27 protein-coding genes and 2 pseudogenes are annotated in these 25953 nt (G+C 34.1%); 7 read left to right on the forward strand and 22 right to left on the reverse strand.

Going from position 1 to position 25953, the window contains the following annotated elements:
* Positions 1-40 precede the first annotated feature (40 nt).
* The 6 genes from dat to asnB form a co-directional block, all read right to left on the reverse strand.
* Positions 41-916, reverse strand: coding sequence for a D-amino-acid transaminase (dat, locus tag ABH960_RS04075; RefSeq protein WP_002189501.1), 876 nt, complete (start codon positions 914-916; stop codon positions 41-43).
* 131 nt (positions 917-1047) lie between these two features.
* Positions 1048-2010 (reverse strand): ABC transporter substrate-binding protein, encoded by a 963-nt coding sequence (locus tag ABH960_RS04080; RefSeq protein WP_404442983.1) that lies wholly within the window; start codon positions 2008-2010, stop codon positions 1048-1050.
* Positions 2011-2243: 233 nt separating this feature from the next.
* Positions 2244-3245 carry an N-acetylmuramoyl-L-alanine amidase gene (locus ABH960_RS04085; protein ID WP_404442986.1) on the reverse strand — a complete coding sequence of 334 codons (1002 nt, stop codon included), beginning with the start codon at positions 3243-3245 and terminating at the stop codon, positions 2244-2246.
* A gap of 106 nt (positions 3246-3351) precedes the next feature.
* Entirely contained in the window at positions 3352-3687 is a 336-nt protein-coding gene (locus ABH960_RS04090) for a hypothetical protein (RefSeq protein ID WP_404442989.1), read from the reverse strand.
* A gap of 45 nt (positions 3688-3732) precedes the next feature.
* Positions 3733-4092, reverse strand: a complete 360-nt coding sequence (locus ABH960_RS04095) for a GNAT family N-acetyltransferase (protein WP_088039316.1) — start codon at positions 4090-4092, stop codon at positions 3733-3735.
* Between the two features lie 91 nt (positions 4093-4183).
* Positions 4184-6085, reverse strand: a complete 1902-nt coding sequence (asnB, locus tag ABH960_RS04100) for an asparagine synthase (glutamine-hydrolyzing) (protein WP_002012706.1) — start codon at positions 6083-6085, stop codon at positions 4184-4186.
* Between the two features lie 217 nt (positions 6086-6302).
* Between asnB and ABH960_RS04105 the strand changes: the two genes are divergently transcribed.
* Complete coding sequence (locus ABH960_RS04105; RefSeq protein WP_404442993.1) at positions 6303-6770, forward strand: Hsp20/alpha crystallin family protein; 468 nt, start codon at positions 6303-6305, stop codon at positions 6768-6770.
* A 36-nt stretch (positions 6771-6806) separates the two neighbouring features.
* Here ABH960_RS04105 and ABH960_RS04110 read toward each other — a convergent pair whose 3' ends face one another.
* Entirely contained in the window at positions 6807-7394 is a 588-nt protein-coding gene (locus tag ABH960_RS04110) for an SCO family protein (protein WP_002012710.1), read from the reverse strand.
* A 335-nt stretch (positions 7395-7729) separates the two neighbouring features.
* On the opposite strand from ABH960_RS04110, the gene ABH960_RS04115 reads away from it, so the two are divergent.
* Positions 7730-8704 carry an MBL fold metallo-hydrolase gene (locus ABH960_RS04115; protein ID WP_002189499.1) on the forward strand — a complete coding sequence of 325 codons (975 nt, stop codon included), beginning with the start codon at positions 7730-7732 and terminating at the stop codon, positions 8702-8704.
* 188 nt (positions 8705-8892) lie between these two features.
* Here the strand turns inward: ABH960_RS04115 and ABH960_RS04120 are convergent, their stop codons facing one another.
* The 4 genes from ABH960_RS04120 to ABH960_RS04135 all read right to left on the reverse strand — a co-directional run bounded on the left by ABH960_RS04120 (position 8893) and on the right by ABH960_RS04135 (position 11437).
* A complete protein-coding gene (locus ABH960_RS04120; RefSeq protein WP_033733157.1) occupies positions 8893-9735 on the reverse strand; it encodes a DegV family protein in 843 nt (280 codons plus the stop codon).
* Between the two features lie 153 nt (positions 9736-9888).
* A complete protein-coding gene (locus ABH960_RS04125) occupies positions 9889-10140 on the reverse strand; it encodes a DUF2535 family protein (RefSeq protein ID WP_002012715.1) in 252 nt (83 codons plus the stop codon).
* Positions 10141-10468: 328 nt separating this feature from the next.
* On the reverse strand, positions 10469-11209 hold the full coding sequence (gene tatC / locus ABH960_RS04130) for a twin-arginine translocase subunit TatC (RefSeq protein WP_404442998.1): 741 nt from the start codon (positions 11207-11209) through the stop codon (positions 10469-10471).
* Positions 11210-11251: 42 nt separating this feature from the next.
* Complete coding sequence (locus ABH960_RS04135; protein ID WP_000492443.1) at positions 11252-11437, reverse strand: twin-arginine translocase TatA/TatE family subunit; 186 nt, start codon at positions 11435-11437, stop codon at positions 11252-11254.
* A 360-nt stretch (positions 11438-11797) separates the two neighbouring features.
* Between ABH960_RS04135 and trhA the strand changes: the two genes are divergently transcribed.
* Entirely contained in the window at positions 11798-12454 is a 657-nt protein-coding gene (gene trhA, locus ABH960_RS04140) for a PAQR family membrane homeostasis protein TrhA (protein WP_098500252.1), read from the forward strand.
* Positions 12455-12495: 41 nt separating this feature from the next.
* On the opposite strand, the gene ABH960_RS04145 is transcribed toward trhA, so the two are convergent.
* From ABH960_RS04145 to ABH960_RS04165, 5 genes are all read right to left on the reverse strand, one after another.
* Complete coding sequence (locus ABH960_RS04145) at positions 12496-13215, reverse strand: lysophospholipid acyltransferase family protein (protein WP_000616564.1); 720 nt, start codon at positions 13213-13215, stop codon at positions 12496-12498.
* 111 nt (positions 13216-13326) lie between these two features.
* The gene (locus ABH960_RS04150) at positions 13327-13962 is read right to left on the reverse strand and encodes an FMN-dependent NADH-azoreductase (protein ID WP_404443005.1); all 636 of its coding nucleotides are present in this window, start codon (positions 13960-13962) and stop codon (positions 13327-13329) included.
* 217 nt (positions 13963-14179) lie between these two features.
* Positions 14180-16165, reverse strand: a complete 1986-nt coding sequence (gene pbpC / locus ABH960_RS04155) for a penicillin-binding protein 3 (protein WP_404443008.1) — start codon at positions 16163-16165, stop codon at positions 14180-14182.
* Between the two features lie 156 nt (positions 16166-16321).
* Entirely contained in the window at positions 16322-16810 is a 489-nt protein-coding gene (locus tag ABH960_RS04160) for a dihydrofolate reductase (protein ID WP_000637210.1), read from the reverse strand.
* Between the two features lie 19 nt (positions 16811-16829).
* Entirely contained in the window at positions 16830-17786 is a 957-nt protein-coding gene (locus tag ABH960_RS04165; RefSeq protein WP_404443012.1) for a thymidylate synthase, read from the reverse strand.
* Positions 17787-17984: 198 nt separating this feature from the next.
* On the opposite strand from ABH960_RS04165, the gene ABH960_RS04170 reads away from it, so the two are divergent.
* Complete coding sequence (locus tag ABH960_RS04170; RefSeq protein ID WP_002185955.1) at positions 17985-19442, forward strand: serine hydrolase; 1458 nt, start codon at positions 17985-17987, stop codon at positions 19440-19442.
* A gap of 211 nt (positions 19443-19653) precedes the next feature.
* Positions 19654-19878 (forward strand): annotated as a pseudogene (locus ABH960_RS04175) (S41 family peptidase); the annotation flags it as partial.
* A 35-nt stretch (positions 19879-19913) separates the two neighbouring features.
* On the opposite strand, the pseudogene ABH960_RS04180 reads toward ABH960_RS04175, so the two are convergent.
* From ABH960_RS04180 to ABH960_RS04205, 6 genes and pseudogenes are all read right to left on the reverse strand, one after another.
* A pseudogene (locus ABH960_RS04180) lies at positions 19914-20847 on the reverse strand (aminoglycoside phosphotransferase family protein).
* An 11-nt stretch (positions 20848-20858) separates the two neighbouring features.
* Complete coding sequence (locus ABH960_RS04185; RefSeq protein WP_016126868.1) at positions 20859-21245, reverse strand: VOC family protein; 387 nt, start codon at positions 21243-21245, stop codon at positions 20859-20861.
* Position 21246: 1 nt separating this feature from the next.
* The gene (locus tag ABH960_RS04190) at positions 21247-21882 is read right to left on the reverse strand and encodes an HAD family hydrolase (protein ID WP_309514843.1); all 636 of its coding nucleotides are present in this window, start codon (positions 21880-21882) and stop codon (positions 21247-21249) included.
* Positions 21883-21987: 105 nt separating this feature from the next.
* A complete protein-coding gene (locus ABH960_RS04195; protein WP_002031682.1) occupies positions 21988-22575 on the reverse strand; it encodes a YpjP family protein in 588 nt (195 codons plus the stop codon).
* Between the two features lie 283 nt (positions 22576-22858).
* Entirely contained in the window at positions 22859-24058 is a 1200-nt protein-coding gene (locus ABH960_RS04200) for an ABC transporter permease (RefSeq protein WP_404443017.1), read from the reverse strand.
* Entirely contained in the window at positions 24051-24761 is a 711-nt protein-coding gene (locus ABH960_RS04205; RefSeq protein WP_002168480.1) for an ABC transporter ATP-binding protein, read from the reverse strand. Before ABH960_RS04205 ends, ABH960_RS04200 begins: the two co-directional genes overlap by 8 nt.
* A gap of 148 nt (positions 24762-24909) precedes the next feature.
* Between ABH960_RS04205 and ABH960_RS04210 the strand changes: the two genes are divergently transcribed.
* Both ABH960_RS04210 and ABH960_RS04215 read left to right on the forward strand, forming a co-directional pair.
* Positions 24910-25341, forward strand: coding sequence for a GNAT family N-acetyltransferase (locus ABH960_RS04210; protein ID WP_404443020.1), 432 nt, complete (start codon positions 24910-24912; stop codon positions 25339-25341).
* Between the two features lie 29 nt (positions 25342-25370).
* Positions 25371-25898: an HAD-IIIA family hydrolase gene (locus ABH960_RS04215; protein ID WP_002185960.1), complete on the forward strand. Its 528-nt coding sequence runs from the start codon at positions 25371-25373 to the stop codon at positions 25896-25898.
* Positions 25899-25953 lie beyond the last annotated feature (55 nt).

Genomic DNA, 25953 nt, shown 5'->3' on the forward strand with positions numbered 1-25953 from the left:
TGAAAAAAAGCTGGGGGAATACCAGCTTTTTTCCTCATTATTAATTTGTCACTTTAAACAAACTAATACTTTCTTCATATGCAGCTTGTAGTTTTTTCGTAATTGGTCCTCTTTCGCCACTTCCAAACTTCTCATCACCAATTTGAACAACAGGGAATATTTCAAGTGGTGTCGCTGTGAAAAAGCACTCATCGGATTCGTACACTTCCTGTAATGAAAATTCACGCTCTTCTACCTCTATATGTAACGCTTTCGCTAATGTAATAACGTAGTGACGAGTAATGCCATGTAAAATAAAATGATCGGCCGGATGTGTAATTAATTTATTATTTTTCACCATAAAGAAATTCGAATGACACCCCTCTGTTACAATTCCATCTCGCACCAATATCGCTTCTTGGTAGCCTTGTTCGTTTATTTTATTTTTAATCATGATATTAGGGAGCAGATTTAATGATTTTATATGGCAGAACTTCCAGCGTATATCCTCTTCGACAGTCACCTTTATTCCTTGTTCCATAGTAGCAGTAGGTCTTGGAAACGAAACGATATTCGCAAAATATGTTGGTTGTAAATCTTTTTCATACACATGATTTCGTGCTTGAGCACCACGTGATATTTGAAGATACACATTCCCATCTTCTTGAAATTGATTTCTTTCAATCATTTGATGTAACTCTTCCACTAACTCTTCTTTAGCAAACGGTGGAATTAGTTTTATTTCTTCCATAGAATTAAAAAATCGTTCCAAATGTAAATCCAATAAATGTGGCTTCCCATCATATAACCTAAAAACCTCATATATACCATCACCAAATTGAAAGCCCCTCTCCTCTAATGGGACCATCGGCTGTTCTTCCTTCGTATTCACAATTCTTCCGTTAAACAAAATCCAATCTTTATGAGTAGCTTTCATTCCTTCCCACTCCTTTATTCCATGATTGGTTTTATTGTACAACTTATCCACACTTAAAAGAAGGAATTTTCTGTATTTAACTAAATTAAAAAGTACATCACCTATTTAAAGTGATGCACTCAACCATTCATTTATTTCAGAAAATATTTTTCAATATCATCTAACATTAAATTTGCTGCTTTAATACCGCCTGCTGTATTCCAAATTACTTCATCCACTTGGAATACTTTATTGTCTTTTGAAGCTTGTAGCTGCTTAAAGAGTGGATCTTCTGTCCATTCTTTTGCTAACGTATTTCCTTCGTTATTCTTATCTGCATCTTTATCAGATGTAAAATAGAATATGTAGTCCCCATCCATATTCGGAATTTGCTCTTTTGTAATTCCTTTTATCGCAAATTCATCTTTATCTTGTAGTGGTGGTCGCTTAAATCCAACATCATTTAAAATAGCACCTGAGAATGAGTTTTTCTGATAAATCCGGACATCACCTGGTACGAAGCGAATAATAGAAACTGTAGAATTCAATTTATCTCCTAACTTCTCTTTCATTCCTTCAATACGTTTTTTATAATCTTCAAGAGCCTTTTGCCCTTCTTTTTCTTTATTTACAGCTTTTGTATAGAGTGTAAAGTTTTCCTTCCAATCCCCGCGCAATGTTTCAGCGTATACAGTTGGCGCTATTTCGTTCAAATGCTCATATATTTTTTCATGACGCATTTTATTCCCGATAATTAAATCCGGCTTAAGCTTCATAACTGCCTCTAAATTAATATCACGCTCAGTTCCTACAACTTTCGTATCTTTTAAATCTTTCGCTAAATGAGGATACCATTCATCACCAGCACGTGGTTTTGTAGTTCCAACTGGCGTTACTCCAACAGCTAAAAGTGCCTCCGCACCCTCATTTGTTAAAACAACTACTTTTTTAGGTGTACCATTTACTGTTGTTTCACCCATTGCATGCTTTACAGTATACGAATCTTTTGCTTTAGCTGATGGATCATTTCCTTTTTTCTCTTCTTTGCTACACCCTGCGATTATTACCATAAGTATCATAATGCATAACATAAATATTTTTTTACTATGTACCATATGTCCTCCTAGATGAAATTGATTATCATTAACAATTAAAGGTTAATGTATATTACATACATTGTCAATGTATATCAGAAAACTTTTTTAATATATACAATTTAGATTCTATCCGCTATTCAAATGTTTATTTTTAAAATAAAATGTATAAGTATGAAAACAATAAACGTTCTTAAAATGCGTATCTACGTTATACATAAATACGCATTCATATTACATCATAAATTCATTTCCTAATATTGATTATATTTAATATATGATGGATCATTATACACCCACTGATTTCCACCAAGGTTCAACCAACCGTTTTGATTAATATATACTAAATAAGATTCCGGATTATTTAATTTACGAATAACTGAAGAAGATGTTGATGGACCACTTCTTAAATTCACATTTGTTCCTTGTATATATGCAACACCAATTGCGCTTCCATCACTATTGCTCGTCTTTACAAAATTAATATACGAAGGGTCATTATACACCCATTGTCCATTTCCTAAGTCTAACCATCCGTTACTTTCCTGATATACGACATACGATTCTGGGGCGTTTAGTTGACGAATAACTGAAGAAGATGTTGATGGGCCACTTCTTAAATTCACATTTTTCCCAAGTATATAGGCAATCCCCTTCGTTTGTGGTGTTGGCTGTGGGTTTGGAGGTTGTGGATTTGGAGGATTCGGATTTGGAGCTACTCCAAAAATAGCTGCTATTCCGTTTGCATACGCTTGGCTTAGATCTTCGATAAATTGTGGATTTTTCAATAAATTAGCATCAAACGTTGTATCAATAAAGGCAGTCTCTGTTAAAATTGCATCCATTGCAGTCTCTCTTAGTACCGCATAATTTGCTTTTTTGGCTCCTCGGTCACGAAGACCGTATTTTGTTAATACAGGATTGACTGCTGCATGCATTTTTTGTTGCTTTTCATATGCGGAACTACTATTAGATAGCGCGTTGTAAATATAACTTTCAAATCCAGTTCCACCACCACTATTAATGTGAAATGAGATAAAATAATCTGCACCAAATGAATTAGCAATATTAGCACGTTCTGATAAAGAGATAAACACATCACTATCACGTGTCATTTTAATATTGATTGGATAATTTGCAGATAAAATATCTCGCACACGTCTAGCAATTTGAAGTGTTAACTCTTTTTCCACTAACCCATTACCAACAGCACCAGAATCATATCCACCATGCCCTGCGTCTATAACAAGTTTCATATATCTTTTTCGTTCCTTTCTTTATTGTAATAAGCTTTCATTTCTACTCGTCCTATTTTATGTTAATTGTACAAGTTCCGTTACAAGTACAAATAAAAAAACCCCCTTATGTAAGGCGGTTTCTATCGCTTTGCTTTAGCCAATTTAAAATGAATACATACGATTGATAATGGATGTAACGTATGCAAAATAAAAGAAATAAAAGAAATATCCCACCGCCGCTATATAGCAACCCAAACTTCAAAAAGATGTTCAAAAGAGGTGGGAAATACGTTATGTTTTGCAATACAAATAGCATACAAAACAAAATTAAAAATACGGGAATGTATTGTAATTCATATGGTCTTCTCTTCTTATACATTCTTTTCCGAATAAAAGTCTGGCATAGTTCTGCTACTATAAAACAACCTCCAACTAATACAAGACCAGAAGTAATCGTCATACGTCCACCTACCTTATATTCATATCATCACCTAATCAATATTCACTATATTTTTTTTACATATATTCCATTTTCCTCAATAAAACCAGATCCCTCTATGAAAGATTTAGCTTGTTCAGTAAACATCTCTTGCAATACTTTTATTTCTTTCACATTTCTCTGTTTCATCATTTCTTCAAATGTAAAATACGTATTTGTCCCGTATCCATAACCTTGATAATCAAAATGAATAATTAACTGTGACAAAATAGCACTCTCTTCTTGAACGCTATAATCTATTACGCCAATATATGTATCATCAACTTTTACACAATACTGAACCTTTTTCTCATCTAAGCTGTGTGAGTGAAACATTTCTTTTACAGCGCTTTTATTTTCTGTATTTACTTTCTCAAACGTAATCATATGTTGTCCATCCTTTTACTATTATTGTATCAATAATAAATGCAATTTATGAAAAAAACCTTAAGATCGAATGCGACCTTAAGGTTTTTTATTAAACTAAGCTATACGCACGCTTTGTTTCTTCGTGGAACTTATTCGTATCGTATTTATGCTCAACATAAATTTGATGCCATACCATAAACGCAAGTACAGTCCAAATTTTACGGCTATAATCGCCTTTATCTGCACAATGTGCTTCCAGTAAGTTTAATACATACTGTTTTTCGATTAAATGCTCAGTTTTGCTTTCTTTAATAATATTTACAGCCCAATCGTGCATTTCATCTTTTAACCAGTGACGAATTGGTACTGGGAATCCAAGCTTTTTACGATCTAACACGTGATCCGGAACAATTCCACGAGCAGCTTCACGTAATATAGCTTTCGTTGTTCCGTTTGCAATTTTAAATTCTGTCGGAATTTTAGATGCAACGTCAAATACTTCTTTATCTAAGAACGGTACACGAAGTTCTAATGAATTTGCCATCGTCATTTTATCAGCTTTTAATAAAATATCGCCGCGTAACCATGTGAACATATCAATGTACTGCATTTTACTTACATCATCATAATCTTTAATTTCGTTATACAATGGTTTCGTGATATCCATATAGTTAACACTTTCATCGTAATACTTCATTAATTCAGCTTTCTCTTCTTCACGGAAGATTTTCGCATTTCCATAGTAACGCTCTTCGATTGGCGTACATCCACGCTCTAAGAAGCTTTTTCCTTTAAACCCTTCTTTAAGAGCACCACTTAATGCCTTTAGAACACTCTTTCCTGGGCTAGGGATGTAAGAGAACATTTTTAACGAGTTTGGCTCACGATAAATGTTATATCCACCAAACAACTCGTCTGCACCTTCACCAGAAAGAACAACCGTTACGTGTTTACGCGCTTCTTTCGCAACGAAATACAATGGTACAGCTGCTGGATCCGCTAAAGGATCATCCATATGCCAAATGATTTTTGGGAACTCATCCATAAATTCTTGAGCTGTAATGAATACGTTATGGTTTTTAACTCCTAATTTCTCAGCAGTTTCTTTCGCAACATCAACTTCACTGAAACCACGTTGTTCGAAACCAATAGAAAATGTTAATAGATTTGGATTCATTTCTCTTGCGATAGAAGCAATAATAGATGAATCGATACCACCAGATAAGAAAGAACCTACTGGTACATCACTACGCATATGTACTTTTACAGAATCGTATAATACATCGCGAATTGCTTGGATATGCTCCTCTTTCGTTGCGCTTGAAGCGTTGAAATAAGGATTCCAGTAGCGATGGATTTCCATCTCTTTACCGATTTCTTTTACGAAGTAATGACCAGGCTCAATTTTGTTAACATCAATTGTTAATGTTTCTGGCTCTGGACCATATTGGTACGTAAAGTAGTGTTGTAGTGACTTTGGGTTTACCCCTTTGTCTTCCATTACATGCATAATACTTTTCTTCTCAGATGCGAAGAATGTAGTATCACCTTGTTGTGCGATGTATAAAGGCTTAATACCGAAGTGGTCACGTGCACCGAAAAGTGTCTTTTCTTCACGATCCCAAATCATAAATGCGAACATACCACGAAGGTAGTCTACACATTTTTCTTTCATATGTGCATACAATGCAATGATAACTTCTGTATCAGATTGTGTAGCAAAAGTTGCACCTTTTTCAAGTAACATTTCACGTAGTTCTACATAATTGTAAATTTCACCATTAAAAATAATTACATATCGATCATTTTCATAAGTTAGCGGCTGATGTCCTGCCTCTAAGTCAATGATACTTAAACGGCGGAAGCCAAATTGTACATGTTCATCACGAAAATATCCTTCGTCATCTGGACCGCGGTGGAAAATCATCGTGTTCATATTTTCAAATTGATGTTTTTCTGTTTCTGAAAACTCTCTAGGGTTTTCACATAAACATCCTACAAAACCACACATACTTCTTACCCTCTTTCAGTTTTCATTCTGTCTCAATACTACTATATCAACCCTATTTATACTAGCATAATCAACTGAATATGGCGACCAAAAACTATAAAAAACTCACTCCATTTCACATTTTTAACATTTTTTTATGAAAACATGAAAACTAGGCACTCACCTTTCTCCGCTTTTGTCATATGATATTGCAAATTGATTTCTAGGAGGTAATACCATGAGTGAAGAAAAAAAAGATTCTTCTCGCCCACCGGTTCGTAATTATTTAAAACAAATTGATGATTTTTTCGAACAAACACCTCTTCGTGGCGTAATTGCTGATTTAAATCATTTTTTCCAAAAAGGAAACCGTTTATTAACATTCCCAGTAGATTTATACGAAGTTGGTGACGAACTCGTCGTTACAGCCGAACTACCAGGTATACAAAAAGAACAAATTCAAATTGAAATACAAAGCGAATACTTAAAAGTCTCTGTAAAAGAAGATATACTTGAAGCGACGGAAGAAGAACAGACATCTCATAACTATTATCGCCGAGAACGTTCCATTTCAGAAGCGTCAAGAATTATTAAGTTACCATATTTAATTAATAAAAAAGCAACGAAAGCTTCTTATCAAAACGGTGTATTAGAAATTCGCGCACCGAAATTACCACAACAGCATGACATATTATCCATAGACTGAATACTAATAAAAGAAGGGTGCTTAGCACCCTTCTTTTTAATCAGCTAATCGCTTCATATCACGTATAATATCTTCGTATGGCGTATTGCTAATGCCGCTATATTTTTTCATTACTTTTCCATTTTGATCGACTAAGAAAAATGATGTACCGTGTATTACTTGCCCATTCTCTGGTTTATCTACAAGCGATTGGAAGTTATCTTTTGAAAACTTTGTAATATCCTCCAGTGAATAACCTGTTAACAAGTTCCAATTACTTGTATCCTCTGTAAACTTTTGAATGAATGCTTTCAAATTTTCTGGTTTATCAAGTTCAGGGTCTACACTAAACGAAACAAACTGAACGTCTAATTTCTCTTCCTTAGCCATTTTCTGTAATTTCGCCATATTAGCAGTCATTGGCGGACAAACCGTTTGACAGCTTGTAAACATGAAATCAGCTACCCAGACTTTCCCTTTTAAATCTTTTGTACCAAACGGCTTTCCTTCTTGATTTGTAAATTGGAAAGTTTCTAAATCCCAGTTTAACGGTTTACGTAATTTTGACCCTGAACTGCTACAACCTGCAAGTACAAAGAGACAAAATACAACCATAAGACCAATTAACTTTTGATAACGCTTCATTATTAAACCTCTTTTCTCTATCCTTAATTTATGTAAGTTATGTATATCATAACAAAAGTAAACACTATGAGAAAATTGTTTACATCATTTGTTCACGAAATCGTACGAATTTACGTATGTTACTTCTTTATTTCAAGCGAATTACTAGACAAAATATATTTTACTACTATTATTTCTCTAACCATTATTTGCGAAACGAAGTTCATTGTTAAATTTGTAAATAAATCCACCTATTTTTTTACAATTACTTAAACATTAATCCATGTTAAACACTGTATTCCTTAACAACATTTCGGTACAATGCAACTACAACGATTTTAAATGAGGTGATGTTCATGGCAAAGCGCTATGAAAATATGGATAATGCAAGTACAAAAAAATCAATTCGCTCCTTCTTACGTTGGCGTAAAGAGAGAAAGCAAAACAAAAAAGACTTTTCTTTTCTAGTAGAACAATCACCTGTTAAACAAAGTAAATTTCTACTAAATAACTTTGAAAAAACGACTGTCACATGGATTGGTCATTCAACTTTTCTCATTCAAACGAACGGCTTAAATATTTTAACAGATCCAGTATGGGCAAATAAATTAAAGTTAGTTCCACGACTTACTGAGCCAGGGCTCACTATAAAAGAACTACCTAAAATCGATATCGTTCTTATTTCACACGGTCATTACGATCATTTAGACTTTTCATCTCTTCGTCAACTAAATGATGATGCCTTATACCTTGTTCCTATTGGGCTAAAAAAATTATTTACTCGTAAAAAATTCACCAATGTAGAAGAATACAACTGGTGGGAAAGTACAACAATTGATGAAGTCTCTTTTCACTTCGTACCTGCCCAGCACTGGACGAGAAGAACATTATTTGATATGAACACCTCTCACTGGGGAGGATGGATCATTGATAATATGACTTCTTCAGAAACCATTTATTTTTGTGGTGATAGTGGTTATTTCCAAGGATTTAAAGAGATCGGCAAACGTTTTTCAATCGATATTGCACTTATGCCAATTGGTGCCTATGAACCAGAATGGTTTATGAAAGTGTCTCACGTTTCACCAGAAGAAGCTGTGCAAGCCTATCTAGATATAAAAGCTACACATTTCATTCCCATGCACTACGGTACTTTTGCGCTAGCAGATGAAACGCCGAGGGAAGCTGTAACACGGCTTCGTAATAACTGGAATTTACGCATGCTACCGTGGGAACAACTTCATGTTCTCTTTTTGGGCCAAACTTTCACTTATAGCCCTATTGTCTCAGTTAAAGAACCAGTAAAAATCACAGAAACTTCTCATGTATAATAGTACTAATTTTTGCGAGTAATTTATCATATACTTTTAAAAATTGAAAAGGGTGTTTTCCATGAAAGATTATTTACAGACTCGCTATATAATTAGCGGTAGCGCCTGTATTGCCCTTCTCATTTATTATTTTCTGTCCTGAAATAATAAAAAAGCTACTTGAAAATTCATTTCAAGTAGCTTTTTTATTACTCTGCTAAATACATAAAACCAATTGCTCCTGGTCCTGTATGAGTACTGATAACTGGTGTTGTATAGAAAATCTCTGATTGAGTGAATCCATTCACTTTTTCAACAGCAGCTTTTACACTTTCTGCTAAAGGAATTGCTTTAGCATGTGGAATCGCAACAGCTTTCACTACTTTTCCAGCAGTATCTTCCTCGAATATTTTAGCCAATGTTTTTACAATCTGCCCTTGGCTACGTACTTTCGTTACCGGATTATATACGCCGCCTTCTAAACTTGCGATTGGTTTAATATTAAGTAAAGAACCAATAAGTGCCTTACCTTTACCGATGCGTCCACCTTTTACTAAGTTTTCTAATGTATCTACGACAACATATAAACGAGTATTCTTTCTTACTTCATCAATACGTTTTAAAATATCTTCTAGTGAGCATTCTTCTTTTGCCATTTTTGCCGCTTCAATTACTTGATATGCTAAAGCATGTGTAATAAATTGAGAATCAACAACTGTTACTTTTGTATCTGTCATTGATGCAGCGCTATTCGCTGTTGCGACAGTACCGCTCATTCCACCTGTCATATGAATGGAAAGTACTTCACTTCCATCTTCGCCTAGCTTGTCATACATTTCTACAAATGTACCCATAGCCGGTTGTGATGTTTTTGGTAATTCTTCTGATTTAATCATTTCTTCAATAAATTCATCCGGTTGTAAATCTACACGATCTAAGTATGTTTGTCCATTTACAGAAATAGATAATGGTAAAACATGAATATCATACTTCTCAATTATATCTTTTGATAAATCTGCCGTTGAATCTGTTACAATTTTAATTTTTTGCATATTATATTCTTCCCTTTCCAATACGCTCTCCCTGTTATTATACTAGCATTCCCGATGCTTTCAACAATTTCGAATGAATTTCACCAAATTAATTATATTTTTATACCTAAAATAAAAAAGACAGAGCCTATCTAACTCTGTCCCTGCTGTGTATTATGCATTCTTTTCAAGAGTATTTGTCTTATATACATTTGAATAATCATTCCACTTCAAACAACTTTGTAAATATTCACGGAAAGAGTACGAGAATCTTGGGTTTTTATGTTTTTGAATTTTCGCAATAAACAATTGAAGACGAGACTGAATTAGAAACGCTAATGGATGCTGTGTTTGTAGGACAGGGATTTCAAATATTTTAATACAATTTCCTGTTGCATGAGTGAAATAAAAACTTTTCGTAATCACAATATCAATCCTCTTTTTCGTTGGATTTTTGAACTTCCTCCACTTTATTCTTTAACACGTTTTTTAGTGTAGGTTTCCTATGAATACTAAAATATCCTTAAGCTGCCCCATTTAGAAGTTAATACTTCATTTATATCCACCTAATTCGAACCCTGTCCTATATATCCTTTGAGACGGGAGTCTTATTATCCATATATAGCTTGATAACTTCAGTATAAACTTATAAAAATGAAAAGTTTGTCTAAATTTTGGAGATTCTATAATTTTTTCCTTCTATATATTGTATACAATTATAGCTAGAGTATAACAAATAAATTAAAAAGTGCCTTTATAACGAGGCACTTTTCGACTGTATTTCTTCTCTTTTCTGTTTTCGTTTACTAACTATCTTTGATAAAGCGATACTGATTTCATAAATACAAATAAGCGGTACCGCTACTAAACTATGTGATAAAAAATCTGGCGGCGATATACATGATGCAATGATAATCAATGCTACGTATGCATACCTTCTTATTTTTATTAGAAATTCCGCCGTCAACAGTCCAATACTCGTTAAAAACATTACTACTACAGGCAATTCAAAAATTACAGCAAATGGAACTGTTAAATTGAGAACAAAATGAAAATACTTTTCTGTCGTAAACATCGTATTAAACATTTCATTACCTATCGTAGTTAAAAAATGAAATAAAAACGGCATTACAATGAAATATCCAAAGCATAAACCTGCAATAAATAATATAGACAATACCGGTATATACATCACTGTCATCTTTTGTTCATTTGGATGTAAACCCGGTTTTACAAATAACCAAATTTGTATAGCAGCAAAAGGAATTGTACAAACGATAGCAAATACTGTAGCAATCGAGAAAAAAATCCACAATACATCACTTGGACCGAGAACAGTTAATTTCATTGGTAAATCTTTTACAAGCCAAAAATAAATATCCTTCGTAAAAGTGAATCCAATAATTAAAAATAGCACAAAGGATAGCACTGTATATATTACTCGTTTGCGAAGCTCAACTATATGTTCTACTACGCTCATTTCCCGATCTTCCATCTCGTTCACCACACTTTATTTATCCATTACAAGGAAAATTCATTACATTTTTTCTTTCTTTTCCTTCTCTTGAAATGCATCATCAGTCAATTCTTTCGTTGATTTTTTGAATTCTTTTAACGTTTCCCCTAAAGCCTTCCCGATTTCCGGCAATTTTTTAGGTCCAAATAAAATGAGTACAGCTACTAAAATTAAAATTAACCCTGGAAAGCCAATATTTGAAAACATTTCCCCATCCCCTTTTTTTAGTAGATTCCTTGTCCTACTATTACATAATTTTATTTTGTCAAAAAAGTTTGAAAACGTCAACAAGTCCGTTGTCTTTTGTCAAAAAAATTCAAAAATATAATCAATTATACAAATTTCATTTTCTATTGTCTTTGTGTATGATATGGTAAGGGAAACGACATATTATTTTATCCCGCATTAACGGGCAATAAGACCCCCACCTCAAAATTCAGCGAACGCAAAGAAGTTAGGTGGGGATCAACTGCCCGTAAAAGCCCGATTGGTTCAACTAATAATCAATGGGGATGACCCCCCCACTGATTAAAGTTTCACTTTATGATAGTAGAAAGGATTTGCATTATGACTGAAAAAATGACACGAATGACACATTTTGTGAAAGAAGAAATTGCAAATGCAATTACACATGGTATCGGTGCCATTTTAAGCATCCCTGCCTTAATTATATTAATTATTCATGCTTCTAAACATGGTACTGCATCTGCTGTTGTTGCATTTACTGTTTATGGTGTAAGCATGTTCTTACTGTACTTGTTTTCAACGTTGCTACATAGCATTCACCATCCAAAGGTAGAAAAATTATTTACTATTTTAGATCACTCAGCCATCTATTTATTAATCGCCGGCACATATACTCCGTTTCTACTCATTACACTTCGTGGACCTTTAGGCTGGACGTTACTCGCTATTATATGGACACTTGCAATTGGCGGTATTGTCTTCAAAATTTTCTTTGTACGTCGCTTTATAAAAGCATCAACTTTATGTTATATCATTATGGGATGGCTCATAATCGTTGCTATTAAACCACTTTATGAAAATCTAACTGGACATGGTTTTTCCCTACTTTTAGCAGGTGGCATTTTATATTCAGTCGGGGCAATCTTCTTCCTTTGGGAAAAGCTACCTTTCAACCATGCCATTTGGCATCTCTTCGTTTTAGGTGGCAGTACAATGATGTTCTTTTGTGTACTCTTTTACGTCTTACCTGCAGTTTAATAAAAAAAGTTTCAGCTTGATGTAAGCTGAAACTTTTTTTATTACTTATGTAATTGAGATGCAATAACATCCTGTGTATGTTTTGTTAATTCTTTAATATCCATATTCGCATACTCTTCAGGTGTAATCGGCTTAGAAATCGTTACTGTTGCATGAGCTGGTTTCATACGATTTCCATTCGCTTCAAACATTTTATATGTACCATCTAACGTTACAGGTAAGATTGCTACACCAGATTTTACTGCTAGGTGAAAACTACCAGCTTTAAACTCTCCAATTTCGCCACCCTTACTTCTCGTTCCTTCAGGGAAAATTACGATAGAATGTCCATTCTTTAATAGTTCAATTCCATCTTTAATCGCTTGAAGAGATTGACGACGATCATTACGAACCATAAATACACAGTTCATAAGTTCCATCCAAGTTGGTACAACTGGAAATTTCTTAATCTCTGCCTTTGAAACGAATCCAATTGGTTTATTCAAGTAACCTAGTAAAACAGGAATATCCATATTACTTTGATGATTACTTACAACTAGTACCGGCTTGTCTTTCGGAACATTTTCAAGCCCTTTTACTTCTACTGCCCCACCAGCAACACGTACCATTTTTTTACCAAACCAATTTGTCGTTTTATACACAGCATTATCTTTTTCTTGCGGTGACATCGTATTTACTTGTTTTTTAAGACGCCACATTCTCGGTGTAATCGCAATTACGATTAAAATTAAATAAAAGATTTTAAAAAACGTTTGAATCATACAGAACCCCCACCTATTATCATTCCGACCTTCATTATACTAGACAAACGAAGGAAAAAGAAGAAAAAATGTCCAAACAACAAGTGTTTGGACATTTTTAAGTAGTCTATATTAGAAACGTTTTGCTAATTCACGTGCGTTAGCAATTGCTGCTTCTTTAATTTCTTGTGCTTTTTCAGGATTAGCATTCATACCTTCAACTGCAATATATTCAGTTTCATTTACACCGATGAATCCTAATACTGTTTTCAAGTGATTACGACCGAAGTCTACAGCTGCGTATGCTCCTTCAGAATAAACGCCACCTGTCGCTTGAATGTGAAGTGCTTTTTTGCCTTCTAATAAGCCAACTGGACCATTTTCAGTATATTTGAATGTTTTACCTGCGATTGCTAAGTTATCTAAGTATGCTTTTACTACTGGTGGATAGCTAAAGTTCCACATTGGAGTTACGAATACATAACGATCTGCATGCATAAATGTTTCTAAGTTTGTGTTCATTGCTGCAACTTTTTGTTGTTGAGTTTCACTTAAAGTTTCAAATCCTTCACCTGCTGCAAATTTACCCCAAGCAGCAAATACATCTGCATCAATTGCTGGTACAGTAGTATTGAATAAATCAACTGTTACAACTTCGTCTTGTGGATGCTCGTTTTTATAAGCTTCGATGAAAGCTTCTCCTACTGCCATACCGAAAGAACCTTCTGCTGAATTTGGATTTGCTGTGATAAATAGTACTTTTGTCATTGTATTCTCTCCCTTTTTCTAATTTATCTTCAATTCAAGATTTATAATTTGAAAGTAAATAACTTACCTTATGTAAGTATAATACGAAAAGTTTTAATTGTTGTCAATAAAAATAGCTACTTTTTTTTTGTAAGTTAATAAATAATACTAATATATTAAGTTTCTGACGAAATAAAAAACTACCTCCTTATTCCATGGAGGTAGTTTGCATCAATTTTTATTTTTGAAAAACATGTTTAACTTTTTCAGCTGGAATATTACTTCCGCCTCTACCTTTTACATCTTCAATCATCATTGTAATGACCATATCAGGTGAATTTAAATCAAACGCAGCGAACCAACCTAGTTCTTTTCCTTCTGCCTCTTTTGATACTTTCAATTCTGCTGTTCCTGTTTTACCAGCAAGAGTCATACCATCAATTTTAGCAATTTTTCCAGTACCATCTGGATCGTTAATTACTTTCGTTAATGCTGTTTTTAATATATCCTGATTCCCTTTAGAAATCACATTTTCTTTCCAAGCTTTTGGTTGTTTATCTGTTTTAATAAGATATGGCGATGGAATCGTTCCATCATTTACAATCGGTGCATAAGTTAAAGCTAAATGAAGAGGAGTCATTAAAACTTCTCCTTGTCCGTATCCTGTATCTGCCATTTGAATATCATTTTTAATGCCATCATTTGCAATTTTAGAAGCAGGGAATCCGTATTCGATTGGTAACTTCTCATCGAATCCGAATTTTTTCGCTTCAGTCATAAATTTATCTTTACCTATTTTCAAAGCTTCTTGTGCGAAGTAAATATTATCCGAGTATTTCATCGCCTTATCAAAATCAATCGGATTCGCATCTTTCACACGCGTTACATAATAATTGCCCCATGAAGAATCTTTTGTCCATTTCAATCCTTCAATTTTCAACTCTTCTTTTGGATCAATTATTTTCGTTTCAAGACCGATTGCACCTGTAATTGGCTTAAATACAGAACCCGGTACCGATAATTGTGTAAATCGATTCGTCATCGGTTTTTTCGGATCATTATTCCAAGCTTCACGTTGTGCTTTCGATGTGCCTCGTGCTATTAAATTAGGATCATATGCTGGACTACTTACAAGTGCAATTGTTTCTCCACTTTTCGGATTAATTGCTGCACTTGAACCAGCTTCGCCCTTCATTTCATTATACGTTTTTTCTTGAACAGCACTATCGATAGTTAAAGTTACATTTTCTCCATCAACAGCATCTGTTTTCACTAAATTTTTAATTTCTTTTCCTTGCGCATCTTCTACAAAGACACGGCCACCTTTTTTACCGCGCAGCTTTTCTTCTAATACTTGCTCTAATCCAGCTTTACCAACTGGCTCATCGGCTTGATAGCCTTTCTTTTGTAGCGTTTTTAAGTCTTCAGCATTCACTTTTCCAATATAGCCAGTAAGATGTGCCGCTGCTTCTCCTAACGGATATGTACGAACATTTACAGGTTTTGTTACAACACCAGGTAAATCAAGATACGTATTTTGAGTTGCCCCTTCAGGTAAAATTCCAATTGGTACGAGATACCCTGGTTTTACCCATTTAGCAGCTAGTTTTTGATCAATTTCTTCTACAGACATATTTAACAACTTCGCTACCGTTTCTTTCGTTTGCGGAGCAGCATCCCCTAACTTTTCAGGAATCATTCCGATTTCAGAAGCTTTACCATTTACCGCAAGATATTTACCGTTACGGTCATATATTTCTCCACGTTTTGGTTGCGTCGTTTGCATACGTACTTTACTATCTTTTGTCATACCTGGGAATATAAAATCAGGAGTCCAATCTATTTTCCAAGATTCTTTATCTCCATCTTTTTCTTTCACCATTTTTGCTTCATGGCCAAAAGTGATTTTACCTCCAACTGTATCCATGCTTACCTTAAAAGGAACAGGGCCTTCATCTTTTTTATCTTCTTTTACTTCCCCTGTTTCTACCTTTAAGTCTTTCACTTCGATACCAGAATAAATCTTTTCATATTTCTCAGTAAACTCTTTCTTTGAAATATCTTTTTTTGCATTTTCTGATAATTGATCATACATATCTGCAAATTTTTGTTTATTCCATGCTTTTGCATATGTATCAAACGCTTCTTGTGGTTTTTCTTCTTTACCGCATCCGACTAACATGAATGTTAAGCAAAGAAATAGAATCCCCCATATCTTTCTCAATCGATTCTCCTCCTCTTTCTACATGAATACTTTTGAAAATTTTAGCATTTTTTACATGCTATCTTTCATTATAGCACTATCGTATATCATCAATAAACTTATATCGATGAATACAAATAAAAAGATTGATGCGAATGTTCACATCAATCTTTATTATTATTGTTGCTTCTCATATACATGGTAATAGTACGTATACGGATTTTTTTCATCCGTTAAACCTTTTTCTACAAAAATCTCTTTCCAATTTGTCATATCCATTTCTGGGAAGAATGTATCCCCTTCAAATGCATGGTGGATTTTTGTTATATATAATTTGTCTACGTAAGGTAAAAAAAGATCATAAATTTGCGCTCCACCAAAAATAAAAATCTCTTCTTCATTTTTACATAGTTCAAACACTTCTTCTACGGTATGAGCAACTTCACAACCTTCTACATGGTAATCACCGTTACGTGTTACGATAATATTACGTCTTCCTGGAAGCGGTCTACCAATCGCTTCATAGTTTTTTCTTCCCATAATAAGAGGGTGGCCCATCGTCGTTTTCTTCACGTATTGTAATTCACTCGGTAAACGCCAAGGTAAGTTATTATCTTTCCCAATTACTCTATTCTCGTCCATTGCGACCATAAATGAAACAATCATTTTGTCATCTCCTCTACAATTACACTGCAACCGGTGCTTTAATTGCTGGATGCGGATCATATCCTTCAATAGTTAAATCTTCCATTTCAAAATCAAACACAGATTTTACATCTGGATTTAATGTAAGTTTCGGGAATGGACGTGGTTCACGTGCCAATTGCTTTTCTACTTGTTCAAAATGATTTGTATAAATGTGTGCATCTCCAATTGTATGAACAAATTCTCCTACTTCAAGACCACATTCATGTGCAATTAAATGTGTTAGCAGTGAGTAACTTGCAATGTTAAATGGAATTCCAAGGAATATATCTCCACTTCTTTGATATAGCTGACAAGAAAGCTTTCCGTCCGCTACATAAAATTGAAATAGCGTATGACAAGGCGGTAATGCCATACTTGGTACATCTTCAGGATTCCAAGCAGAAACAATTAAGCGACGTGAATCTGGCGTTTTCTTAATCATTTCAATTACATCTTTTAGCTGATCAAGTGTTTCACCAGCTGTCGTTTTCCAAGTACGCCATTGCTTTCCGTATACGTCTCCTAAATAACCATATTTATTCGAAAAATCATCATCTTCTAGAACGTTCTTTTTAAACAATTCCATTTGCTCATCGTATTGCTGCTTAAATTCCTCATCTTGTTGTGAGCGAAGACCGAAATCAGTCATGTCAGGACCAGTATACTCGTCGCTTTCTACCCAGCTCTTAAATGCCCATTCATTCCAAATGTTATTATTATGCTGCAATAAATAACGAATATTTGTATCACCTTTCATAAACCAAAGCAGTTCACTTGCTACAAGGCGGAATGGGACTCTCTTTGTCGTTAATAAAGGAAATCCTTTACTTAGATCGAAACGCATTTGGTAACCAAATACAGATACAGTACCAGTCCCCGTACGATCTTCTTTCTTCGTACCGTGCTCCATTACGTGACGGCATAAATTTAAGTATTCATATTCAGCATGTTTCATATGTAGGAAAACCTTCTTTCAATCTTATATGAAATTTATCATAACATGAAAAACAATAAATTTAATAATCTTGATAAATAAAAATTATTTCAGTAATTCTTACAAAATTATTAACTTTCCATATTTAAAAAGGTTTTCATTTTCTATTACCGAAAGTATAGTGCGGTAGGACAAAATTTATATTTGGAGGTTAGAAGTATGTCTAAAATTGAAACTCCTGTTATGACTTCGTTACAAACAACGGTTGAAAAAATGATGAAGGATTTAAACGTTCCTGGTGCTGCTGTAGCTGTTATAAAAGACGGTGAAGTTATTCTTTCAGAAGGTTTCGGATATCGAAATATAGAAACAAAAGAACCTGTTACACCGAGTACTCGGTTCGCAATCGGTTCCTCAACGAAAGCTTTTGGCACACTTTCATTAAGCTTGTTGGCACAGCAAAAAAAGTTTAATTGGGATACTCCTGTCCAGTCTTATATACCTAACTTCTCTTTATCTGAACTACTTGCTAGCTCACAAGTTACAGGACGAGATTTGGCTTCCCATCGTACTGGGGTAAGTCGTCATGAGGCTCTTTGGTACAGCTCTTCCTTATCTCGAAAAGATCTCGTTGAAAAAATAAAACATTTACAACTTGATGCACCGTTCCGCACAGCATTTCTTTATAACAACTTAATGTATGCAACAATTAGCCACATTGTTGAAAACATTACAAATCAAACGTGGGAGCAATACGCTACAGAACATATTTTAGAACCTTTAAATATGAGACATACAAATTTCTCTGTTACAGATTCACAAACTACAGATGATTATGCTTTACCTTACATTGAAAATGAAGGTGAAATAAAAGAAGTTCCATTCCGTAACATCGATACAGTCGGCGCTGCTGGATGTATTAATTCTACAATTGAAGATATGGCAAATTGGGTACTTCTTCACTTAAACGAAGGAAAGTTTGGAGATCATGAATTAATCTCCTCTGAATTATTACAACAAATGTATACACCACACAATTCAATTCCAGATCAACCGATTTTATCACTTCCCGAATCTCCATTAAATAGTTACGGACTTGGTTGGTTTATTAGTGCTTATCGTGGTAATAAGGTGGTTCATCATGGCGGTAATATTGATGGATTTTCAGCGCTCGTTTCATTCATACCAAATGAAAACATAGGCCTTGTCATTTTGACAAATGCTGGAGGCACATTACTTCCTACTTATCTCGCTAATCAAATTTATGATGAACTACTTGAATTAGAATCCATTGATTGGCATAAACGTGCTGTAGAAGATACTGAAAAAATGAAGGAAATGATGAAAGAAGCAACTGAATCACTTCCTGAACAAATTAAAGGAACTACACCTTCTCACAAGTTAGAGGATTATACTGGTACTTTTGAACATCCTGCATACGGAACATTACAAATATACAAGCGAGATGATTCGTTAAATGTACAATTTATGGAGATGGATATTCAATTAGGGCATCATCATTACGACATCTTCTCCGCAGAAGTTGAGTTATTCCAAATGAAAATGAGTTTATTATTCGCTTATGAAATGAGTGTGAGTGGTGAATTCCCATCCCTTCAGTTACATGTACCAGCTATGTTAAGTACTCAGCCGCTTGCATTTAAGAAAATTAAATAATTTTTAAATAGAGGGATGACAACACTTCCCTCTATTTCCCTTTAAATTCTTCATCCAAAAAAAGGATAATACGTAAAGGATACAGAATTCTATTATTCAACTAATTAAATTATAAAGTGAAAAAGCTATGTACACAGAAATTTTTAAAGAAATTGTTTCGATTACTCATCACGATTATTCCGGTTGTATTGATAAAAAAGGATGGGACGATCCTACTGCTGGTTTAAATGATTATTCTAATTTAGCAGTAATGGAATGGGCTGATACATTTGCTCTTTACTACCCTACTTCACGGCTTTCTATTATAGATAAAGGCGAAGGAATGTCCGGAATTGGTATACAACCGCATATACATATCCCGTGGACTCCGGAACATATACAAGAAGATGTAGATTTAAAGTTAGCATTACAACTGCTTCAAAACGAAGAATGGTAAAAAATAAAGGTAGATGTGAATCACACCTACCTTTTCTATTTCATATCAATCTTTTCTGGTTGAAACCAAATTGGCTTTGATAGCTCAAAGTTTTTATGATCCGCTAAAACTATAGTAAGACGTTCTAACGTATCATCTAACATATGCGGTGCTGCTCGTAAGGACCAGACAACTGATGAGAAAACTGTCATGCCAACGTACACCGCATATAATTTCCAAAACTCCTCTGGTATTCTACCATTAAAGTATCCTTCTATTTGTCCAATTGAATACGGAATACTAATGTCCCTTGCAAATAGTGCAATTTTCAACGAAATCATGAAGTGGATCGCCCCAGTCGTATCCATTAAAATCAACAACACCTACATATTTCCCATCCCGCACAATTATATTTTCTAAATGAAAATCATCGTGTTGAAATCGATTTGGGCGGTTTTGTAAATACATTTCATTATCATCTATAAACTTTATGATTTTATCATCATTTTTTATTTTTATTCCACATGTTTTATATGCCACTAAATATTTCCGGTGTTTTTTCATTGCTCTTTCATACCATGGAAATATATCCTTAGGAGCTTCATATGTATGCATTTTTGCTAAATCTTTTCCTGCCTCTATACCAATATTATATTGTTCTTTTGGTGAATACGTAGGCAATAGCTTCTTCGCATCTTCTCCTTCTATATACGAAAAAACACCGTAGCATAAACCTTCTTCTTCCAACAAACCCATTTCAATTGGCTTTTGTGCTTGCACACTACGTTTTTGCATTTCATTTAAAATTTGAAACTCTATTTTCTTTCTTTCAAACTCTTTTATATCGCCTGTCCGTAACAAATACTTTTCATCTTCAATAGTCGTAATGATATATTTTTTATCAGGAGAGAAACCTTTAGAGATTTCTTCAATATTTGCTGCATCTTTTACTATTTGTATATTGTTTTGCCGTGCTGTAATTGTCTTCATGTTTATTCCCCTTACATTTCTACATTTGGTGTATACGCTACTTCTATAATAAATCCATTCGGATCGTAAAAATCAATAGTATAGTATCCGTCCGAATAATGACTCATTTCTATCGGACCACGTATTACCTTCACTTTTGTACTAGCAAGAAAATCTGCTACTTCATCAACTACTTCTCTACGAATAGCTTGGTAACAAATATGTCTAGGCCCTAAAGTCCTTACAATTTCCCCGTCCATCTCTTTAAAATATATTTCACTTTCTCCCGTACTATATGCTACTTCATTTAACTTTCTCCATCCAATTATCAAAAACAATTTATCATAAAAAGAAATAGACTCCTCTAAATTCGCGACCCAAAATTCAATATGATGAATACCTGCTCGAAGTGTATTCATATTAAGAATGTGCCCCCTGTACGACTTGTACAATTTCCATAGGCGTATGAACCATATAATCTGGTGCATCTTTTTCTACTGTTTCAATGACATCATATCCCCAAGATACCCAAATTACGTTCACACCAGCCTTTTTACACGCTGCTACGTCTCGCTGTTCATCACCGACATATAACATATCTTGCTCTGTTATTTTTTTTGATTTTAAAAATCTTTTTATCATTTTGTCTTTACCAAATAAATTTTTAGAACAATACACTTCTTGAATATTTTCGATACCATTATTGTGTAAAAACGCCCGAATATGCTCTTCTGAGTTCGATGATATGACGGCAATCCCGTAGCCTTTTTTATGTAATTCATCTAATACATCCTTCATCCCATGGAACAAAACGAGATCTTTTATAGCAGGTTGATACAATTTATAAAACTCCAGCGCTAATATCGGTAGTTTATACAGTGGTACATCGAGTTGCTTACATCTCTCTGGCATCGTTAATTTACGTAAATACTCAATTTCTTCTTCCCTTACCGTTTTATATCCGTGCTTTTCAGCAAGTTGATTATAAATCGGTACAAATATATTTTGTGAATCTACTAATGTGCCATCAAAGTCAAAAACGATATATTTTTGCATCCCCATACTCCCTTTTTTCTTTTTTCCTAAACATATGTTATTCAACAACATAAATGTCGTATCCTTTCATAAAGAAAAAAAGAACAAGATTTTCTCTCGTTCTTTTTAAGACAACCATTTCGGCGGTACATTCGTATTCCAATAAATATTTCCTAACTCATGGTGTCCTGAATATCCATCATCAAAACGATGATAGTGGAAATTAAAATAATATCCATCTTGCGGTGGATGATCTCTCCTCACATGAAATCGCAGTAAGTCATTTCCTGATTTCGTGTCATAAACATGAAAAATCTTTTCATTATTTCCGCCAGCCGGTCTTTGAGAAATCGCTAATGATTGTAACGATTCTTCTGGCACATCATTTGCAAGTTCCGCAATTGCCTCTTCAATTTTAGGTAATACAACATCTTTAAATTCATCTTCAATTACAGGCCCAATTTTAGAGCCGAATTTTTGCATAGATTGCTTCTCTGCTTCTTGCATCGCATAGTTAACAAAAGTATCGGTGGTTAACCTATCATTTGTTTCTTCATATGTATAGGACGTACTCTCCAAATTTTGTTGCCCAGCTGTGCTCGTAGGCTTGTCCGCAGCTTTGGCATTATCAAGTAATATGGAAGGAGGCGTCACTAAACCAAACGTAAATACGGTAATTAATGCGACTAAGGTTTTTCTAAACCAATTTGGCATTTATGTTCCCTCCCCTTTCACTCATTATATTTTATATAACGGTTGTTTCTTCTATTATACAAAATGATTGTAATTTTTGCACTTTACAATTTTGTTAACGTTCACATATTTTTCACTTGAATATGAAATTGTAAGATTTCATACACTATAAATACAACAACAATGAGGGGGACAATCAGATGACTTTAGATGTCGTGTACTCAGCCGCAAGCATACTCCTTTTAGTATATTTTATTTACCAGTGTGTTACAGACTAGAAAAAGAGCCATTTCCGGCTCTTTTTCTATGGTAAAAATAGAATCCAACCAATCCATACTATAAAAATAATCCCGGCAATTACAGCTGGTAATAAATAAAAATGAGAAAGTATAACTATTCCATACAAAAATATTACTGGAAGTAATAAATAGCGATCTGCCTTCCATCTTAACAATAGTAATTTGCCTTCATCACAATATAAATGTAGAAACATTTTTTTCGTAAATTCATTCCAATAATCGCGTGCATAACGAGAAATTGCAACTAACGTAAATACGAGGATAATAGCTGCAATCCACCTCGGACTCATCATAATACTTACCGTGCTTATACATACAATTTGAATATAAAATATTCGTGCACTACTTGTACGGAAAAATTCTTTCAAAAAAGATTCAACGATACGCGAATCAGCTTTTTTCCCTAAAAGTCTTTTAGAATGTGGGAACATCCACGGTTTTTCACTCGAACTACTCGGTTTAGCCGCATGACCACCAACTTGCATAATCCCACTCGTCCAGCGCATACTTTCTTCTTTCTCTTTCTCAACTTCTTTAAAAAAGCAATTTTTATAATTTAGTTTTTCTTTTATCAATACGATAATTAGAAAAACTGCTAGACCGATACATAGTATAGAATAAAATGGATTTTTATAAATAAGAAACAGACTCAATCCAAAAAAGGATAGACTTATAGAAAATATTACATTTTTTATAATCCATAGTAGCCATCGTTTCCCCACACGTATATGAATAAATCTCGTCAACAACGACAACATAAATCGAAATACAGTAAAGAATGTCCAAAATAATACGATTTGTATCTTTGTCGCTCCGATACTTTTCATTAACACTGGTAACATAACAACTACTACCATTACATTCGTTATCGCTATTCGAATAAATGTATATATCATGCCGTACTGAATTAATTTTCGCATATGAGTTGGATACGAAATTAAAAATAAGCTATCTGCTTGTTCAAAAAACGAGCGTACACCTCTCGAATATGTTACAAGATAAAATGCGAGTAAACCTAATCCGAAATACACAATCTCTTCCATCGATAATGTTTCCGTCCATAGTGATCGATAATAGATTCCCATAAATATAAGTGCTGGAATAATTATATATAACGCAACTGTCCAATCTGTTACCGAACGTATGGACTTCCATTTCCGCTGGAGTTCATGGCGTAATCTTTTATAAAATTGTTTTTTAATCATGCTGTTCACGCCTTACGATTACATCAAAACAGTCTAATAATGAACTCCCTGGCATTTCTGCTAACGTTTGAATAGACTCTAAATGTCCATCTGCAACTAATGTACCTTGTGAAATGAGCAAAAATCTTTCGCAAATTCTTTCAGCAGTATCCAATACGTGCGTACAAAGTAAAATTCCTGCCCCGCGCTCTTTTTCTTTATATAAATAACTTAAAAACTCTTTCGTAGCTACTGGATCTAATCCGATAAAAGGTTCGTCAATTATATAAAAATCTGGCTTAGTTAAAAACGCCAATATAAGCATCGATTTTTGTTTCATCCCTTTTGAAAACTTTGATAAATACTCATGCTTATGCTTATCCATTCGAAACATATGTAATAATTCTTCAGCTTCCCTTTCCCAGCTTCCTACTTCATTCTCACGAGCAGCCATTAATAATTCAATATGTTCCCAGAGCGTCAAATACTCATAATATGTTGGATGTTCTGGCACATATGCATACGGATTTTTCTTTTCACCAAATGATATTTCACCATTCATATTTACAAGTAAGCCTAGCATCGTTTTAATCGTAGTACTTTTCCCGGCACCATTTGCGCCAATAAGAGCAACTAATTCACCTTTTTCAATTGAAAAAGCAATATCATGAATTGTTTTTTCACCTATTTCATATCCAGCTGAGCGGATATTCACCTTCAACATACATTCCCCTTCTTTCCATTCCCAATACAATCAAGGAAAATAATAACACTATCTATATATCATTATAAAATATTTATTTTCATAGCAGGAAAAAACATTTTTTAACAGAATATTAAATGTTTGATTACATTTTATTGGAGTGAATACTATGCCTTTTCAAATTCGTGAAGCGATGATAGATGATATAGATACACTTTGTTCTTTAACAAAAGAATTAAAAGGTTCCTCTATTTCCTATGAAGATATGAACAACCGATTGCAATTCGTACACATGAGTCCTTTTGATTTTTTATATGTTTATGAGGAAGAAGAAACTATATTTGGATTACTTGGGTTTCGTATACGCGAAAATTTAGAAGATGTAACTCGTTATGGAGAAATTTCAATTATTAGCGTCGATTCCACAATACGGCGGAAAGGCATTGGACAAGTGTTAATGAATTATGCAGAACAGTTAGCAAAGAAGCATAATTGCATTGGAACATGGCTAGTTAGCGGAACAAAAAGAGTGGAAGCACATCTTTTTTACAAAAAATTAGGTTATGAAGTAAATGGATATCGATTTGTAAAACATTTTTAAACTACTTTTTAATTGAAGGGACTATAACTATGACAAACATTAAAGCAATTTTCATTGATCGTGACGGTACAATTGGCGGCGACACTACAATACATTATCCTGGATCTTTTACATTATTCCCCTTTACAAAAGCAGCTCTGCAAAAACTAAAAGCTCAAAATATAAAAATTTTCTCTTTCACAAATCAACCAGGTATCGCGGATGGAATAGCGACTGTAGCTGATTTTGTACAAGAATTAGAAGGTTTCGGTTTTGATGATATTTACGTTTGTCCTCATAAACACGGGGATGGTTGTGAATGCCGTAAACCAAGTACAGGCATGCTTCTTAAAGCAGCGGAAAAACATGAGCTAGATTTAACAGAATGTGCTATAGTTGGTGATCGTTGGACTGATATTGTGGCAGGAGAAAAAGTGAATGCAACAACGATATTAGTACGAACAGGCGCTGGATACGATGCTTTACATACGTACCGAGACAAGTGGGCACATATTGAGCCAAACTACATTGCAGAAAACTTTGAAGATGCAACAAACTGGGTTTTAAATCAACTATAATACAATTTAAAAGAGACGTTTTCATTTTGAAAACGTCTCTTTTAATCTTACATTT

Source organism: Bacillus sp. RC252 (genome assembly GCF_044909215.1).
Lineage (GTDB): Bacteria > Bacillota > Bacilli > Bacillales > Bacillaceae_G > Bacillus_A > Bacillus_A mycoides.